Origin of the sequence: Cupriavidus basilensis (assembly GCF_000832305.1) — a bacterium.
Taxonomy (GTDB): Bacteria; Pseudomonadota; Gammaproteobacteria; order Burkholderiales; family Burkholderiaceae; genus Cupriavidus; species Cupriavidus basilensis_F.
The window spans coordinates 4198395-4213678 of sequence record NZ_CP010536.1; the positions used below are offsets into that span (position 1 = coordinate 4198395).

The 15284-nt window shown below is 67.7% G+C and carries 17 protein-coding genes; 11 read left to right on the plus strand and 6 right to left on the minus strand.

What is annotated here, in order from left to right; all coding sequences use genetic code 11:
• Window positions 1-41 precede the first annotated feature (41 nt).
• Entirely contained in the window at window positions 42-746 is a 705-nt protein-coding gene (locus RR42_RS19435; RefSeq protein ID WP_052494705.1) for a L,D-transpeptidase, read from the minus strand.
• Between the two features lie 421 nt (window positions 747-1167).
• On the opposite strand from RR42_RS19435, the gene RR42_RS19440 reads away from it, so the two are divergent.
• Together RR42_RS19440 and RR42_RS19445 are read left to right on the plus strand one after the other, a co-directional pair.
• Window positions 1168-1962 (plus strand): DUF1835 domain-containing protein, encoded by a 795-nt coding sequence (locus RR42_RS19440; protein ID WP_043350404.1) that lies wholly within the window; start codon window positions 1168-1170, stop codon window positions 1960-1962.
• Between the two features lie 22 nt (window positions 1963-1984).
• Window positions 1985-2623 (plus strand): TetR/AcrR family transcriptional regulator, encoded by a 639-nt coding sequence (locus RR42_RS19445; RefSeq protein WP_043350405.1) that lies wholly within the window; start codon window positions 1985-1987, stop codon window positions 2621-2623.
• Between the two features lie 49 nt (window positions 2624-2672).
• Here RR42_RS19445 and kefC read toward each other — a convergent pair whose 3' ends face one another.
• Window positions 2673-4487, minus strand: a complete 1815-nt coding sequence (kefC, locus tag RR42_RS19450) for a glutathione-regulated potassium-efflux system protein KefC (protein WP_043350408.1) — start codon at window positions 4485-4487, stop codon at window positions 2673-2675.
• Window positions 4488-4497: 10 nt separating this feature from the next.
• A complete protein-coding gene (locus tag RR42_RS19455) occupies window positions 4498-5079 on the minus strand; it encodes an NAD(P)H-dependent oxidoreductase (RefSeq protein ID WP_043350409.1) in 582 nt (193 codons plus the stop codon).
• A gap of 417 nt (window positions 5080-5496) precedes the next feature.
• On the opposite strand from RR42_RS19455, the gene RR42_RS19460 reads away from it, so the two are divergent.
• On the plus strand, window positions 5497-6195 hold the full coding sequence (locus RR42_RS19460) for a GNAT family N-acetyltransferase (protein WP_043350415.1): 699 nt from the start codon (window positions 5497-5499) through the stop codon (window positions 6193-6195).
• Window positions 6196-6276: 81 nt separating this feature from the next.
• Here RR42_RS19460 and RR42_RS19465 read toward each other — a convergent pair whose 3' ends face one another.
• The 3 genes from RR42_RS19465 to RR42_RS19475 all read right to left on the minus strand — a co-directional run bounded on the left by RR42_RS19465 (window position 6277) and on the right by RR42_RS19475 (window position 8514).
• Complete coding sequence (locus RR42_RS19465) at window positions 6277-6768, minus strand: Lrp/AsnC family transcriptional regulator (RefSeq protein WP_043352404.1); 492 nt, start codon at window positions 6766-6768, stop codon at window positions 6277-6279.
• Window positions 6769-7167: 399 nt separating this feature from the next.
• Complete coding sequence (locus RR42_RS19470; protein ID WP_043350419.1) at window positions 7168-7740, minus strand: EF-hand domain-containing protein; 573 nt, start codon at window positions 7738-7740, stop codon at window positions 7168-7170.
• A 162-nt stretch (window positions 7741-7902) separates the two neighbouring features.
• Complete coding sequence (locus RR42_RS19475; protein WP_236701937.1) at window positions 7903-8514, minus strand: type II secretion system protein N; 612 nt, start codon at window positions 8512-8514, stop codon at window positions 7903-7905.
• Between the two features lie 273 nt (window positions 8515-8787).
• Here RR42_RS19475 and gspG point away from each other — a divergent pair, with 273 nt between their 5' ends.
• The 8 genes from gspG (at window position 8788) to gspN (ending at window position 15239) form a co-directional block, all read left to right on the plus strand.
• Complete coding sequence (gene gspG, locus RR42_RS19480; protein WP_043352406.1) at window positions 8788-9255, plus strand: type II secretion system major pseudopilin GspG; 468 nt, start codon at window positions 8788-8790, stop codon at window positions 9253-9255.
• Window positions 9256-9291: 36 nt separating this feature from the next.
• The gene (locus RR42_RS19485) at window positions 9292-9786 is read left to right on the plus strand and encodes a GspH/FimT family pseudopilin (protein WP_043352408.1); all 495 of its coding nucleotides are present in this window, start codon (window positions 9292-9294) and stop codon (window positions 9784-9786) included.
• A complete protein-coding gene (gene gspI / locus RR42_RS19490; protein ID WP_052494706.1) occupies window positions 9783-10211 on the plus strand; it encodes a type II secretion system minor pseudopilin GspI in 429 nt (142 codons plus the stop codon). Before RR42_RS19485 ends, gspI begins: the two co-directional genes overlap by 4 nt.
• Window positions 10212-10269: 58 nt before the next feature.
• Window positions 10270-10941 (plus strand): PulJ/GspJ family protein, encoded by a 672-nt coding sequence (locus tag RR42_RS19495; RefSeq protein WP_043350423.1) that lies wholly within the window; start codon window positions 10270-10272, stop codon window positions 10939-10941.
• Complete coding sequence (gspK, locus tag RR42_RS19500) at window positions 10938-11957, plus strand: type II secretion system minor pseudopilin GspK (protein WP_052494707.1); 1020 nt, start codon at window positions 10938-10940, stop codon at window positions 11955-11957. The genes RR42_RS19495 and gspK overlap by 4 nt, the downstream gene beginning before the upstream one ends.
• 392 nt (window positions 11958-12349) lie before the next feature.
• Window positions 12350-13759: a type II secretion system protein GspL gene (gspL, locus tag RR42_RS19505; RefSeq protein ID WP_043350426.1), complete on the plus strand. Its 1410-nt coding sequence runs from the start codon at window positions 12350-12352 to the stop codon at window positions 13757-13759.
• 23 nt (window positions 13760-13782) lie between these two features.
• A complete protein-coding gene (locus RR42_RS19510; protein WP_052494708.1) occupies window positions 13783-14400 on the plus strand; it encodes a type II secretion system protein M in 618 nt (205 codons plus the stop codon).
• On the plus strand, window positions 14400-15239 hold the full coding sequence (gene gspN, locus RR42_RS19515) for a type II secretion system protein N (RefSeq protein WP_043350430.1): 840 nt from the start codon (window positions 14400-14402) through the stop codon (window positions 15237-15239). Before RR42_RS19510 ends, gspN begins: the two co-directional genes overlap by 1 nt.
• Window positions 15240-15284 lie beyond the last annotated feature (45 nt).

The following is a 15284-nucleotide window of genomic DNA, read 5'->3' on the forward strand; positions in this document are numbered from 1 at the left end:
GATAGTGGCGGATGCGACATCGCATTCCGCCGGATTCGATACTACTCGCCCCCGCGCGACGCAGACGTTCCATGCGCGCCCGAGTCCACAATCACGAGGTAGCGCCCGGGCCGGGCCACCGGCGCCCGGCCCGGCGCCAGGACCCAGAGCGAGTCGCCGCGCTGCGCAGCCGCCAGGTAGTCGGCATCCAGCAGCCCATAGTGGTCAAGGAGGCGATTCAGGGTGGCGGGAATCCGCACGCATCCCTTGGAGGCCGGGTGGCCCAGCCGAGATTCAAGCCGGTCCGGATCGGTAGCATGCATCTGCAAGCGCATCTGGCTCTCCCCGCCCTTGCCCCAGCCACGTTGGGCATCGACCCAGCCGAAGTCATAGATGCGCATCCCGCTGACGCCGTAGCCGCGGATGCCGTTTTCGTTGTAGGTGCCCTCGGCGCGGAAATCCATGTTGTCCATGCTGTGGCTGAATACACCGGTCGGGGTAATGAAATGATCGAAAGTGCCTGGCTTGCCTGTCGAGACGGGCGCGGCGCCCACCCACTGCCAGGGCGCATCGTCGGCGGGCCGCGCGAACAGCATGGCGGCCTGGACGCGCGGGTTGCGATCAACCAGCACAGCCCAGTCACCCGCATCGGCCTCTCGCCCGTCTGCCTGTAGCGCGGACGCCAGCAAGCCGGCATACCGCACGGCGACGGCCGCCGGGAGACTGAGATGGCGGGACACCTGCTGCGCGAATGCTTGCCGGACCATGCTGAGCTCATTGGCGGCGGCAAGTGGTGACTGGAACGCTACCAGCGCGGCTAACGCCGATGGCGCCAGACATCTGAAGCGAACGAGCCAGCGCCGGAAACCCTTGACGCGGGCCCGCCCGAGGCGAGCGCACGGCATGATTGCCTCCTTTGGACGGGCGTTGCGGCTAAACGCCATGGTTGGCGTTTACGCGGTACGGCGCCTTGTGCAGAATCAAGCTCCATGCACGCAGGCGCTCCGACGCCAACGTCCCGAAACGGTGGACGGTCTACCTATATAGACCGCGAGGGCACCGACTATTTCCGTTGTGTATGCCAGACGCCGCTTCCAGCGGACGAAGGATCGCCAGCGCACCGAGCGTTGCGGCTCAGCCGCCGCGTTTCGTGCCTTACGCCGGTCGCATCCATATACAATCACGCCCATGCAATACATCCATGTCGTCAACGGCGACGTAGCGGGCAACACGCTACGGCAAGCCCTCGCTCAGGCCGCCAGGCCCGACCCGGTCGTCGTGCTTCGCGACGATCTCGCCGTCGGGCCGCTGGCCGATGTCGATAGCAGCGGGCTCATCCGCTCTGGTTTCTGGCAGCGCGTGGCGCCGCACAGCGACATCGACTTCGCCGCGGAAATGCATCAGGCGCTGGACCAGCTGCATGGCCTGCGCAAGGATGAGCTGGAGGTTGCCATCTGGCATGGCCAGAGCGCTTCCGACCAGTTGATGCTGCGCCGGGTGGTGTTCCACCTCTACCAGTCGCCCCAGCGCATCAATGAAGTGGCCATGGACCTGCGCGAGCTGGAAGCGCCCGCGCGCGGCAACCTGGCCGCTATCGGCATGTATCCCGCGGCCCGGCTGGCGCGGCGCTTCTCCACCATCGCCCCGGTCTCGGTGCTGCGCCTGGGCCGGCTGGGCTATGAGTGGCAGCAGAACGTCAAGGAAAACGCCGACGTGCGCCTGTGGAAGGGCAATACGCTGGTGCCCGCGGCTTACCACACGGTCGATGAAGTGATCCTGGAGCGCGCCCCGCTGGAATGGGCGCCGGCCGCGCAAGTGGTGGGCGGCGTGATGGGCGCCATCGAAGGCCTGCTGGCCAGCGACTGGTTTGTGTTCTGGCGCTGCCGCGAGCTGATCGGCGCCGGCCAGCTGGTGCTGCGCGGCAACGCCGAATCGCTGCAGACCTGCGAGCTGCGCCGCAACCTGTCCGCCGGCGGCGAGTAAAAAGAAAAAAGAGAAGGTCTCCATGGCCCGTACCAAGGCACCCGATTTCGAGGCGCAGCGCGAGCAGATCCTGGACCTGGCTGCCGCCGCCTTTGCCGCCAGCAGCTACCCCAGCACCTCGATGGCCGACCTGGCTGCCGCCTGCGGCACCTCCAAGGCCCGGCTGTACCACTATTACGAGAGCAAGGAGGCGATCCTGTTCGACCTGCTCGACCGCTATACGCGCCGGCTGATGCTGATCGTGACCGAGGTCGAGGCGGAAGCGGAACGCCAGGGACGCAGCGAGCTGGATAGCTTCTCCAACCTGATCCGGGCCTTCCTGGCCGAGTACGAGACCTCGCAGACCCGGCATGTCGCCCTGATCAACGACGTCAAGTTCCTCGCCGAGGAGCAGCGCGACCAGATCCTCAAGCGCGAGCGCGATGTGGTAGCCGCCTTCTCCCGCCAGTTGCGCCGGGCCTATCCCGAGCGCGTCACCCGCGACAACCAGGCCGCGCTGACGATGACGGTGTTCGGCATGATCAACTGGACCTTCACCTGGCTCAAGCCGGGCGGCAAGCTGTCGTACGCGGAGTTCGCCGAGATGGTGATCGACCTGCTGGCGGGCGGGCTGCCTGGCGCCCGCGCAGAACCCGCGGCGCGGCTGCGCGGTGTCGAGTAACACATATTCATAGGCAATGCCGGCGCCATTGCAGCGCCGGCGCGGCACCTCAGGACCAGTCTTCCTCTTCCCGCTGGCGGCGCTGATCGCGGTCCTGGCGGAACATCTCCTCCAGCTCGTCGCGCGCCTGGCGCGCCAGCGAGACCAGCTTCTTCTGGTCCGTGTAGTGCGGGTAGAAGCGCTCGATCGCCGCGATGTTATGCCGGCGAAAGCGCAGCGCGACCGAGCGTGCCTGCACGGGATCGTAGCCCAGCCCCTCCAGCACGCGACGGCCCAGCAACAGCGAGCCCTCGAACACTTCGCGCTCGAACAGATGCACGCCGCGGTCCTTGAGCTGGTAGACGTGCGACACATGGCGCGCCCGCGCGTAGATCTGCAGGTGTGGGAAACGCGCTCGCACGCTGTCGATCAGCGCGAGGCTGTCCTCCATGCCATCAATCGCCACCACCAGGATGCGGGCCCGCTCCGCGCCTGCGGATTCAAGCAGGTCCATGCGTGTGGCGTCCCCATAGAACACCTTGAAATCGTACTGGCGCAGAAACTCGATCTGGTCGGGATCATGGTCCAGCACGGTCACACCGATCCCTTGCGCATAGAGCAGGCGGCCGATGATCTGGCCAAAGCGGCCAAAGCCGGCGATCAGCACGGGGTTGTCCTGCGGCGCGATCACGTCGTCCGGGCGCCGCGCCAGGCGGGCCAGCCGGGGCGCCACCAGCCGGTCGAAGGCCAGCAGGAGCAATGGCGTGGCCACCATCGACAGCGCCACCACCAGCACCAGCAGCGCCTCGGTGCGTGCCGGCAGCAAGCCGGCGCCACCCGCCACGCCAAACACCACGAAGGCGAACTCGCCGCCCTGTGAAATCAGCAGCGCGAACAATAGCCACTGGCCGCGCGCGATGCCAAAGCGCGGCGCCAGCAAGGCCAGCACCAGCGTCTTGAGCAGCACGAAGCCAATCACCAGGGCAGCCACCCGCACCGGCGCATGCATCAGTACGCCGAAGTCGATCGACATGCCTACCGCCATGAAGAACAAGCCCAGCAGCAGGCCCTTGAAGGGCTCAAGGTCGGCTTCCAGCGCATGGCGGTACTCCGAGTCCGCCAGCAGCACGCCAGCCAGGAAGGTGCCCAGCGCCATCGACAATCCCACCGCGTCCATCATCAGCGCGATGCCCACCACGAGCAGCAGTGCGAAGGCAGTAAACATCTCGCGCATGTCGGTTCGCGCGATAAAGCGCAGCGCGGGGCGGACCAGATAGCGCCCGCCCACCACCACGGCGCCGATCACCCCGACCGCCTTTGCCGCCCCGAGCCAGCCCGCCGCGCCGGACGCGCCGGCGTCGGCGCCACCGGCAGCCAGCAGCGGCAACAGCGCGATCATCGGAATCGCGGCAATGTCCTGGAACAGCAGGATGCCAAAGCTGGCGGAACCCGCCGGCGTGCCAAAGAGATTGCGTTCGGTCAGCGTGGCCAGCGCGATCGCGGTGGACGACAGCGCCAGCCCCAGGCCCGCCACCAGCGCGACCTGCCACGATGCCCCGACCAGCGCGGCGGCGCCGCCGAGCAGGAGCGCGCAGGCCGCCATCTGGGCGCCGCCATAACCAAAGATCACGCGGCGCAGCGCCCACAGCTTCTTGGGCTCGAGCTCCAGACCGATCACGAACATCATCAGCACCACGCCGAACTCGGAAAAATGCAGGATGGATTCGACGTTGGTCACCAGCCGCAGTGCCCACGGGCCGATCGCCACGCCGGCCAGCAGGTAGCCGAGCACCGCGCCCAGGCCAAAGCGGCGCGCCACCGGCACCGCCACTACCGCGGCAACCAGAAAGACCACCAGGGCCACCAGGAAATCATGTTGTTCCATGGCGCGCTCCTCAGCTTGCGGCGGCGTTGGTGACAACGCCGCGAGCGCCGTCAGCAATGCCGCCCAGCACACCGGTGACCCGGCCGATATGGCCGGCAAGCGCCTGGGCATCAGCCTGGTTGGCATCGTGCAGCACCAGCGGCGACAGCCAGCTCATGCCGCACAGCACGGCGGTCTGCTCCAGCGGCAGCATGTACTCCTCGATGCTGTGGCCATGGGTGCCGTCGGGCCCGTAGGAGTCGGCGTGGCCACCGGTGCTGGCCACCACCAGCATGGACTTGCCGCGCAGCGCCGTACCGCCGGGGCCGTAAGCCCAGCCGCTCTCCAGCACGTCATCCACCCACAGCTTGAGCAGCGCCGGCATGCTGTACCACTGCACCGGGAACTGCAGCACCAGCGTACCGGCCCGCGCGAGCGCGCGCTGCTCGGCTACCACATCGATGTCGTAGTCGGTATAGCTGGTGTAGAGATCGTGCACGGTCACGCCGGGCAGGCTTTCCAGCGCCGCCGCCAGCGGACGATTGACGCGCGACAGGTGCGGCCTGGGGTGGGCGTAGATAACGAGAATCGGGGGCTCGGCCTTGGGGTCCACGAAAAATCCTGAAAAATCGGCTGCGCAACTGTCGCCACGAGGCCAGAAAGATGCGCTTAGAACACTTGAAACTGCGAATAACCGGGGCTGCTTCACCCCGAGGCAGGGGCCGATCTCACGCCCCAGCACGGGAAAAGCGGATATGCGGCGTTGCAGCAAACCCACACCGCCGGGCGGAAAGCGCGCTTAAAGCACCAAACAACCCATTGATTTATATAGATTTAGTTGGAATTTACAAAATCGAACAAGGTTGATGCGAGGCTCACCTTACGTGGAACTGACAAATCCACTACAATACTTTTTGCATTGCAGCAAGATAGTGTTTGCCCTTGTACTCAGGCCGATTTGTCGAAAGTGCATGGACGAACACCCGCTGAGTGCTATTTTTATACCTGATTACGTCGCAAGGAAAACAAAGTGAATCCGCTCGAACTGAGCAAGGCCGTCGGGGCCGTATCCGACGAAGATCTCCGCCGTGCAGCCGCAGCAACGCAAGCCTCGCATCGCCCCGCCACCCTGGTGCGCGAGTTGGCTGCGCATCATCGCTCGCGCCTGCTGAAGCATTTCCTCGCCCTGGGCGAGGAGGATCGCCTGCTCCGTTTTGGCCAGTCGGTTGGCGATCATGTGATCGAAGCCTACGTCGACAGCATCGATTTCGACCACGACACCGTGTTCGGCGTGTACGACGAGCACCTGGAACTGATTGGCGTGGGCCACTTTGCCAACCTGCGCGACAACACGCAAGGCCGCGTCGCCGAGTTCGGCGTCTCCGTGTCGCAGAGCGCACGTGGCCGCGGCATAGGCAGCTCGCTGTTCGAGCGTGCGGCCATGCACGGCCGCAACAGCAATGTGCGCACCCTGTACATGCACTGCCTGTCGCGCAATGCCGCCATGATGCACATTGCCAAAAAGGCCGGCATGAAGGTGCAGTATGCGTACGGCGAGGCCGATGCCTACCTTGAACTGCCGCCTGCCGATACCGTCAGCCGCCTGACCGAGGCGCTCGACGAGCAGGTTGCCGACCTCGACTACATGCTGCGCCGCAACCTGCGCGATGCGCGCCGTTTCGGCCTGCGCTTCTGGCGCTCGATGGTGCCGCAAAAGCACACCGCCTGAGCGAAGCCTGCCGGCATTGCACCCACGGCGCGCCCGCCCGGCGCGCCATTTTCTTTGGTGCCGGCGATAACCGCGAGGCCCTCAGCCCCCTGGTACCGGCAAGGCCGTGGTGTCCTTGATGCATTCGAGAGCGAAGCTCGATCGTACGTCGATGACCGCGGGATGGGCCAGCAAGTGGTCCTTCATGAAGCGTGCGAAATGCTCCATGTCTTCCACGTAGACCTTGAGCAGCAGGTCCATCTCCCCGGTCATGGCGTGGCAGGCGGCCACTTCCGGCCAGATCTCGATGGCCGCGCGGAACAAGTCCAGCGGCGCCTTGCCCTTGGGCGCGCCCCCGTGCTTCTCGAGCCGTACATTGATATAAGCCAACAGCCCCAGCCCGATCCGGCCGGGTTCCAGCAGCGCCGCGTACTGGCGAATCACGCCAACCTCCTCCAGCCGGCGGATGCGCCGCAGGCACGGGCTGGGTGACAGGTTCACGCGTTCGGCCACTTCCAGGTTGGTCAGCCTCCCGTTGGTCTGCAGCACCTCCAGGATCTTCCTGTCGATCTTGTCCAGCTCCACCTTGCTCACGATATTGTTGCTCCGCAATATGTTTGTCGGCAATTTTTTTGCGCAAATTTAGCAAACCGTGCACAAGTACGCAATTTTTTATGGCGACCTGTCTCCTCCAGCTTCATTTCGCCCTGCGCGATCGCCTTCCGGGTGCAAGATGCCGCCGCGGCGTACAGCCCATGCACAGGAACGGGGCGTCAGAGACTGCCATGGCAAATGCGGCCGGATCGCCCCGGACGTTCCGGCCTTCAGGGGCGCGGACTATTCGCTGATCTGGCAGGTCGAGCGTTCGGAAGGCAAGGATGGTGCCAACACTGGCAAGAGCCGCCAGCCACGGAGCAAAAAAAAAGCGCGGCCGGCAACGGTCGCGCTTTTTTCATCTGCCCACGGCGCGACGCGCCGTGGATCCTGCCTCAATCAGCCACCGCTGCTCGACGGCGCTGCCGGGTTGGACTGGCTACCGCGGGGCATCCGCTGCATGCGCTGCTCGTGCATCCTCTGCATGCCAGCGTGGATCTCGTCCAGCGTCAGCTTGCCGTCGTGGTTGGTGTCGAGCTGGTCGAAGTGCTTAGCCAGGTGAGGCATCCCGGCTTGCACCTCTGCCTTGGTCAGCGCACCGTCGCCATTCTTGTCGGCCGCCTTGAAGCGGGCATCGAGCTCGGCCCGCATCTCGGCACGGCGCTGCTCCATCATCGCCTTGTGGTAGGCCGCCAGTTCGCTCATGTCGAGCTTGCCGTCGTGATTGGTGTCGATCTTGTTGAAGAGCGCGTCGGCCTCCGCCTTGGAGATCGTGCCATCGCCGTCGGTATCGATCGATTTGAACCACATGCCGCCGCCATGCTCCATATGGTGGCGCATACCCGCCTGGGGTCCCGGGCCCGGCGCGGCGGGGGCAGTGGTCTGGGCGAAAGCTGCGCCACCCATCGCCAGGAACACCGCCGAAGCGGCCATGAAATTCCGGATCGAACGTGCCTTGAGATTGCCTTGCATGTCTTTGCTCCTTTTTCGTCTCGGTGGACTGGTAAGGATTAGAGCGCACGCCAGGCTGGAAAGTTGGTCCACCTAATACGTTGTTACGCGGCTCACAGTTAGGCACCGCCGGCGTAAACCGCTGAAAGTAACGTAAACAAATTGGCGCAGCGCTGTTACAAATCAGTCTTTAGCGGAGATAGGTTCGTTGCCGCCCTGGGACTGCTGCTGCGGCAAGGACTGCGGCGGCGGTGCGGGGATGGGCGTGGCGGGCACCGGCATCGGCGTGGATAGCGGCGCCGCCGCGCCTGCCGGCAAAGCCGGCTGCGTGGCCGCCGCGGGGCCGCGCGTGACGATGGCCGGGACCGGCAGCGCGATCTCCTGGCGCACGCCATTGCGCTCGATCACAACCCCGCGATCACGGACTTCCGTCAGCCGGATCTGCGGCGACAGCGCGGTGCCCGCGCGCACCGCCTTGGCCGGGCCACCATCCAGCGAGACAATGGCTGCCCCGGCGCCGCTGCCAATGTCGGCTACCACCCCGATCAACTGCACATCGCGCACGCCGGACTGCGCGTTGCCGCCAAACAGCGTGCCGGCCGCGCCGGTCTCCACCGCCTCGGTCTGCGCCACGCGGGCCGCGTTCGGCACGGCAATGGTCTGCATCGCGCTGAAGGTCAGCGCCCAGCGGGTAGCCAGGGCGCATAGCGCGACGAACAGCACGAGCGCGGCCAGTCTCGGCAGCCAGAGGCTGGAGGGGTTGAAGCGAAGGGCGGGCCGCAAGGAGAGTTGCACGGAAGTGGGCTGGTAGGCATCAAAACGCCAAGCCTACCAGAGCCGCATGACTGCTGTCTGCCTCCGTCAGGCCCGCAACGCATCGGCGCGCCAAGGCAAGACGGTGCATTCCGCGCATCCCGCGCCGTTGCGCCGCGGGTGAACATGCAAGCACTCGCTCGCAAAATCGTCATGAAGTGGCGGTTATACTGTTCGACCACTGGATCGCCGCCACGCGGATGCAACGCGGATATAAGCAGGCGCTCCGCCAGATATTCCATAAGGCTAACCATGATGCGCAGGAACGTTGCCACCCTTCCCGACTCTTCGCCCCGCCTGGGCCGCCGCCGTGCCCGCGGCTTTACCCTGATCGAAATCATGGTCGTGATCGTGATCCTCGGCGTGCTGGCCGCGCTGGTGGTCCCGAAGATCATGAGCCGCCCCGACGAAGCCCGTATCGTCGCCGCGCGCCAAGACATTTCCTCGATCATGCAAGCACTCAAGCTGTACCGCCTGGACAACAGCCGCTATCCCACCACCGAGCAAGGCCTCGCGGCACTGGTGGCCAAGCCCACCACCGAGCCCGTGCCCAATAACTGGAAGGGTGGCGGCTACCTGGAAAAGCTGCCCAAGGATCCCTGGGGCCATCCGTACCAGTACCTGAACCCGGGCGTGCGCGGCGAGATCGACGTGTTCAGCTTCGGCGCCGACGGCCAGGCTGGCGGCAGCGGCAACGACGCCGATATCGGCAACTGGGAATAAGGAACCACTGCCATGATCCGGGCCAGGCGCGCAGCCATGAGCACCTGGCCACAGGCAGGGCGACTTCGCGGCCATCGCAGCCGCGGCTTCACCTTGCTGGAACTGCTGGTGGTGATGGTCATCGCCGGCATCGTGATCTCGCTGGTAGCCGTCAATGCCGCGCCCAATGAGCGCGGCCGCGTGCTCGACGACGGACAGCGCATTGCGCGGTTGTTCGAGCTCGCCCAGGAAGAAGCCCAGTTGCGCGCCCGGCCGATTGCCTGGGAGGCCGATACGGTCGGCTGGCGTTTCCTGCAAGCCACGCCGGCCGGATGGGCCCCGCTCGCCGGGGACGTGTTCGCGCCGACCAAATGGCGCCTGCAGCTCGACGGCGTGGCCGTCACCGAGGGCGGGCGCGGCAACGGCGGCGCGCGCCTGGTGTTCGGGCGCGAGCTGATCGAAGATCCCCAGCATGTGGTGCTGGTGCGCGGCGGCATCCGCGTCGACGTGGCCAGCGACGGCGCCGGCCGCTACTTTGCCAGCACGCCATGACGCGCCGCCCGAAATCCCTCGCCTGCGCGCGTACCTCCCGGCGCTTGCCGGCGCGCGGCTTCACCCTGATCGAAGTGCTGGTCGCCCTGACCATCCTGGCCGTGGCGCTGACCGCCGCCATGCGCGCGATGGGATCGATGATCGAGGCGGGCGCCGCCTTGCAGACCCGCATGCTGGCCGAGTGGAGTGCCGAGAACCACCTCGCCACCCTGCGCCTGTCCAAGACCTGGCCCGAGCCCGGCACGCGCGGGTACGCCTGCCCGCAAGGCGGCGTGGAGCTGTACTGCGAAGAAACCATCTCGGGCACGCCCAACCCCTCTTTCCGCCGCGTCGAGATCGCGGTCTACCCGTCCGGCGCCGACAAATCCGTGCGCCTGGCCTGGCTGGTCACCATCGTTCCCAATGAAACGCGCAACCTGCTCTAAACGCGTTAAGCGCTTTAAGTGCCTTAAGTGCCTTGGGCGGCCACGCCCGGCCTTGGCCATGCGCGGCTTCACGCTGCTGGAAATGCTGGTGGCGATCACCTTGCTGGCAGTGATCGCCGTGATCGCCTGGCGCGGCCTGGACGCGATGACGCGCGGCCGCGAGCGCCTGACCGACCACGACAACCGCCTCAATTCGCTCAAGCTGCTATACGGACAGTTCCAGTCCGACTGCGAGCACCTGAGCAGCCCGACCCTGCTGCAGGGCAGCCCCGTAGAGCTCGGCAACGGTCAGTTGTTGATGGTGCGAGACCGCCGCGACGAGGGTCGCCCCGGCCAGTGGCAGGTCGTCGCCTATCGCCTCAACGGCAACACCGTGGTGCGCGCGGCCAGCCCGCCGGCGGACAACCGCAGCGCCGTGCAGGCCGCGATGATCACGCTGCGCCAGGCGGGCGGCGGCGGCAACCTGGCGCGGCCGCTGGTCGGCGATGCCGACAGCCTGTCGGCGCGCGTCTGGGTCGAACCCGGTGGCTGGCAGGCCGAGAACGGCCGTATCGCCGCCGCGCTGCTCAGCGGCAACGCCAGCGCCAGCGCGGTGGCCGCCTCGGGCGTGAGCGCCAGCCTGGGGGTAGCCACCACGGCGGTGCGTGCGATCGAGCTCAACCTCACGGCGCGCATGGGCGACGGCGACACGCCGCGGCGCTTCCAGAAAATCTGCATGACCGGCCTATGAGCAAGCGCATCGCTCCCCTTGTGCCGGCCGGCCGCCGCCAGCGCGGCGCCGCCGTGGTCACGGCCCTGCTGGTGGTCACGCTGGCGGTCGTGGTGGTATCCGGCATGCTCTGGCGCCAGCAGGTACAGATCCGCTCCATCGAGAACCAGCGCCTGTTGGCCCAGGCCAGCTGGATCGAGCGCGCGGCTGTCGACTGGGCCCGCCTGATCCTGCGTGACGACCAGCGCCGCACCAGCGTGGACCAGCTCGGCGAGCCCTGGGCGGTGCCGATCGCCGAGACCCGCCTGTCGGACTTCCTCGGAGCCGGCCTGCGCACCGACCAGGAAGGCGAAACCTCCTTCCTGTCGGGCCGCATCCTCGACGCCCAGGCCCGCTTCAACCTCTCCAACCTCGTGCTGTGGACCGCCAGCGAGTCCCAAGGCCGGATCGCCACCATCGACGCCCCCAGCCTGGCGATCTATCGCCGCCTGCTGCAGACGCTGGGCCTGAACGCCTCGCTGGCCGAGCCGACCGCCCGCTACCTGGTAAGCGCCGCCGGCGGCAGCAGCGACAGCCAGCGCGGGCTGCGCGCGCCCGACGACGTCAACGACCTGCTCGCCATTGCGGGCTACACGCCGGAGATCGTGGCCGCGCTGGCGCCCTTCGTCGACGTGCTGCCCGAGCGCACGCTCGTCAATGCCAATACCGCCGAGGCCGAAGTGCTGGCCGCCGTGATCGACAAGCTGCCACTCGACCGCGCCCGCGAAGTGGTGCGCCAGCGCGACCGCGCCTATTTCAACAACGTTAGCGACCTGCAAACGCAATTGCGCACACTGGCGCCGCAGGCCGACCCCAACACCGCCACCGGCACGCTCGACGTACGCACCCACTATTTCCTGATCTACGGGCTGATCCGCCACGAGCGCGCCAGCCGCATGCAGGTCTCGCTGGTCTACCGCGGCGAAGTGCTGGGCAATGCCAACACCACCCGGGTGGTGTGGGTGCGCGATATCGACCGGATGCCGGAGCAGCGCTGATGCGCGCAACCCCTCGTCCGTGTGGCCGTCGTGGCTGGCGGATTTTGGGATCATGCTGTCGGATCGCGCGGGGCGAAAAGGGTTACCGTAGGTGGCCACAAGGGGCAGGCCCGGGCCTCCCAGGCGCCCCGCGAAACGCCTGCCGGTGCCCTTCCCGGGCACTTGGCCAGCAGCATCAGACAGATACGTATTGACGCCAATTCGTCACACAGGCAAGGTATGCTCCGGCCCGGCGGAAGCGGTAGTCCACGGCTCCTGGCGCCCGCTGTGTCCTGTGCCGCCGGCAGTATCGCAGCCGGCATCAGCCATGCAAGCAGCGCCGTGCGCTGCATGGGCCGCATGCCCCCGCTATCGTTCATTGACGCCACGACCGGCGCTGTAGCAAGGATATCTTGAGCACCACCCTGTACGTCCGCCTGCCGCATCGGCCGCACGACCAGCCGCAACCCTGGCACTTCGGTGCCTTGCCGTTTGCCCTGGTCCGCACGGCCATCGCCGACCGTAGCCACCGGCAAGGCCCCCAGGCGGCAGGGCAGCTGTTGCGCGAAGGCCACGCCGCCGTCGCCGAACTACCCCCCGCCGAACGCCTGGTCCTGATCATGGCGGCCAGCGATGTGCTGCTTACCGAAGCCACGGTGCCGCCGCTCGCGCCGGCGCGGCTCAAGCTGGCGCTGCCGAACCTGGTCGAGGAGGTGCTGGCCACCGACGCCCAGCCTTGCCATATCGCCGTGGGCCCGGCCCTCGATGCGCTGCAGGGCAAGAGCAAGGCGGCCAGCGGCTCGCGCCGGCGCTTGCTGATGGTGACGGACCGCGCCTGGCTGCGCGCCGTGCTGGACGCCTTTGCCGACCATCGCCACCGCCGCCGCCACGTGTTGCCGGCGCAGTTGTGCCTGCCCCGGCAGCCCGTGGCGCAGCCCGCCGAGCCCGGCGCGGATTCCGTCGGGCACCCCAGCACGGCCAGCGCGACCCCCGCCACGCTGGCGCTCGAAGCCGCCTCGCTGACCAGCGCGTCGCCGTTGTTTGAAACGCAGGGCGTGCCCGCGCCAGCCGAGCTTTTGCGCTACTGGCAACTGACCGTGCGCAGCAGTGAGTACGCCGGCTATGGCCTGCTGCTGGGCTCCGAAGCGCTCGCCGCCTGGCAGGGACTCGCCCCCGCTGGTGACTGGTACGCGTCAAAGGACGCCTTGGCGCAGGTGGCGCCGCCGGGCGCGCAGCCGCTGGACTGGCGGGTATGGATCGAAGGGGCGCAGGCCAGCCTGCGCGAGCCCGCGCTCGACCTGGCCCAGTTCGAATTCGCCCAGGGCCGTGCCGACCGCTGGAACCTCAAGGCCTGGCGCCTGCCGCTGGCGCTGGCTGCCGGCCTGGTGCTGGTCCAGTTGATCGGCATGAACGTGCATTGGCTGCTGCTGCGCCAGGAGGCGCAGCGCCTCGCGGCCGGCCAGGAACAGACATTGCGCAGCGCCTTTGCGCAGATCCCCGTGGTCATCGATCCGCCGCTGCAGATGCGCCGCCAGGTGGAGCAACTGCGCCTGGCGAGCGGGCGCAGCACGCCCGACGATTTCCTGCCGCTGGCCGACCGCTTCGGCCAGGCAGCACGCCAGCTTGCGCCGGACGCGCTGCTGGCGCTCGAATACCGCGGGCACACCTTGTTCGCCACGCTCAAGCCTGGCACCGACACCAATGCGCTGCGCAGCGCGGCGCGCCAGTCCGGGCTGGCCATGGAAGCCGACAATAGCCCGCCCGACGCCGCGCGCGCCAACGCACCGGCCGGCACGCGCTGGTCGATCAAGCCCAGCCTGTGAGCGCGGAGCGCCAAGTGAACCCGATGAAAGACACCGCATCCAAGCCCGGCCCCCGCGCCACCCAGCGCAGCCCGGCTGGCCGCGCGCGCGCCGCGGACCGGCTGGCGCGCCTGCGCCCGCGCGTGCCGCAGCGCTGGCAGGAACAATTCGACACCTTCTGGTCGGCGCGCAACCCGCGTGAGCAAGCCATCCTGGCCGGCGGCAGCGCCGTGCTGGCGCTGGTGATCGGCTACACCGTCCTCTGGGAACCTGCCGCCGATGGCCGCGACAAGCTGCTGCGCAGCCTGCCGCAACTGCGCAGCGACTCGGCGGAGATGGAAACGCTGGCGCAGGAAGCGCGCGGCCTGGCAGCCAGCCCGGCCCCGTCGCTGCGCGGCGAGGCGCTCAACCAGGCCTTGCAGGAGAGCCTTGCCCAGCACGGCCTCAAGGCCACCCGCCTCAATGGCACCGGCGACAACAGCGTGCAGGTGCAGCTCGACAAGGTGCCCTTCGGCTCCGTGGCGAGCTGGCTGCAGGACGTGCGCCAGCAACAGCGCCTCAAGGTGATCGATACCCGCATCGTCTACGTGGGCGCCACCGCCTTGGTGAACGTCACCGCCACCCTGCAAGGCCCCGCGGCAAATCCGGGCGGGCGCGGCTGATGGCGCGCCTGGAGGCCCTGAGGCTCGCCCGCCGCCGCGTTGCCAGCCCCCGTGGCTGGCAACGCGCGGGCTGGCTGGCGCTTGGCTGCGTCACCGTCGCGCTGACCGTGCTGGCGGCATTTCCCGCGGCATGGATCGCCGAGGCCGTCGCCAGCCAGAGCCAGCGCCGCGTGCTGCTGGCCGATGCCGATGGCTCGCTGTGGAACGGCAGCGCCACCCTGGCCCTGTCGGCCGGCGCTGGCAGCGAGACCGCCACGGTGCTGCCCGGGCGGCTGCAATGGTCAGTGGCCTTCTGGCCGTTGCTGACCGGCACGCTGCGCATGGTGGTCAGCCATACCGAGGCCATGAGCGGCCCGGTCGCCGTGGCGGTGACCCCGCTGGGCTGGACCGCCCAGGCTGGCGCCATTCGCATGCCGGCGGCGCTGCTCGAAGGCATCGGCGCCCCATTCAATACCCTGCGCCCCGACGGGCTGATGCGCATTGACTGGTCCGGCCTGCAAGGCCGGTTCTTTGCCCGTGCCGGCGAGCCGGGCAGCGCAGGTGGCGCGGGTGGCATGGCCGGCCACCTGACCGTACGCCTTGACCAAGTATCATCGGCCGTCAGCCGGGTGCGCCCGCTTGGCAGCTACCGCGCCGAGATCGACTGGTCGGGCGCCGACGGCAAGCTGCAACTGACTACCCTCGCCGGGCCACTGCACCTGCAGGGCAGCGGCACCCTGGGCCGCCAGGCGCGCTTCGAGGGCACGGCCGATGCCGACCCCGACGCCGCCACGCAATTGGTGGGCCTGTTAAGCCTGCTGGGACGACGTGAGGACAATGTGACACGGCTGCGCTTCTGACCCCGGCATCGGCGCGAAACCTTCGCGCCGATGCCCGCAGCCCGG